We start from the raw sequence: 1,195 nt of genomic DNA on the forward strand, positions 1-1,195 counted from the left end.
TGTAATGGTCAAGTATTTCTGGAGAGATTTTAAGCCGCTTTTTTTAACTCATTATATTTTTGATGTGGCGTCTTATAATCTATTGCTGAATGTCTGCGTTTGTAATTGTAGAACTGGATATATTGCTCAACCACACTGACTACAGAACTGTGATTGATAAAGGCTAAATGGTTCAATCTTTCAGTCTTTAAACTCCTAAAGAATCGTTCCATCACGGCATTATCCCAACAATTTCCTCTACGACTCATACTTTGTTCAATGCCTAAGTGCTTTAGCTTTTCTCTGAACACGTTAGCAGAGTACTGGCAACCCTGGTCTGAGTGAAACATCAACTCCTGTGTATTTGGCCTCTGACGTTGTATCGCGTTATTTAATGCCGCTGTCGCTAACGCGGCATTGGGTTGGCTTGATAAGGCATACCCAACGATTTCTTTCGTTCCTAAATCAAGTACACAGGCTAAATAACTCCATCCTTGATGTGATTTTATGTAGGTAATGTCACCCACCCAATGAGTGTTATAAGTCGTAGGGTTAAACTGCCGTTTAAGCAAATTGGGTGCGTAAACATGTTCGTCACCAGTGTTAGGATAGTAATGCTTTTCTTTGGCCTAATCGCTTTTAATCCCAAATTTTTCATTACTGTAGCAATGGCGTAAACCCCGACTTTACACTCTAAATCTAATAAGTCGGCCTGTATTCGACGTTTGCCATACGTCGCATTTGAATCAGAGAAGGCTTGCTCTACAAATTGTATCAGAGTCTGTTTTTCAACGCTTTGTGGTATCGGTTTGTAATAAAAACTACTGCAACTGATCTCGAATACGCGGCACAACTCACTCATTCTAAAGCCTGGGTTTGCTTTCTTTACTTCGCGCATCATTTTAAGTTTTGATTGTCTCGAATGAAGAAAGCTGCAGCCTTTTTTAAGATATCATTATCCCTCATTGCTTGTTTTAGTTGGGCTTCTAGGAGTTGAATTCTTCGTTGGTCTTCAGTTAATGCTTTGGCATTTTCTGGTGTTTTACCGGCTAATTCAGCTTGGTACTGCACTTTCCATCGAGACACAGCAGATTTACCCGCACCTGACATATCTTCAATTTGCTTGTTCGTGTAACCCTGTTCGACCATCAGCTTGGCATATTCTAATTTTTGAAGAGGGCTGACAGTGATTTTCGTTTTTCTAATCATGATAAAT

The 1,195-nt window shown here is 39.7% G+C and carries 1 pseudogene; it reads right to left on the minus strand.

What is annotated here, in order from left to right:
• Window positions 1-29: 29 nt before the first annotated feature.
• Window positions 30-1,188 (minus strand): annotated as a pseudogene (locus H5125_RS21630) (IS3 family transposase).
• Between the last annotated feature and the right edge of the window lie 7 nt (window positions 1,189-1,195).

Source organism: Shewanella sp. SR44-4, from assembly GCF_014163715.1.
In the GTDB taxonomy this organism is placed as follows: Bacteria; Pseudomonadota; Gammaproteobacteria; order Enterobacterales; family Shewanellaceae; genus Shewanella.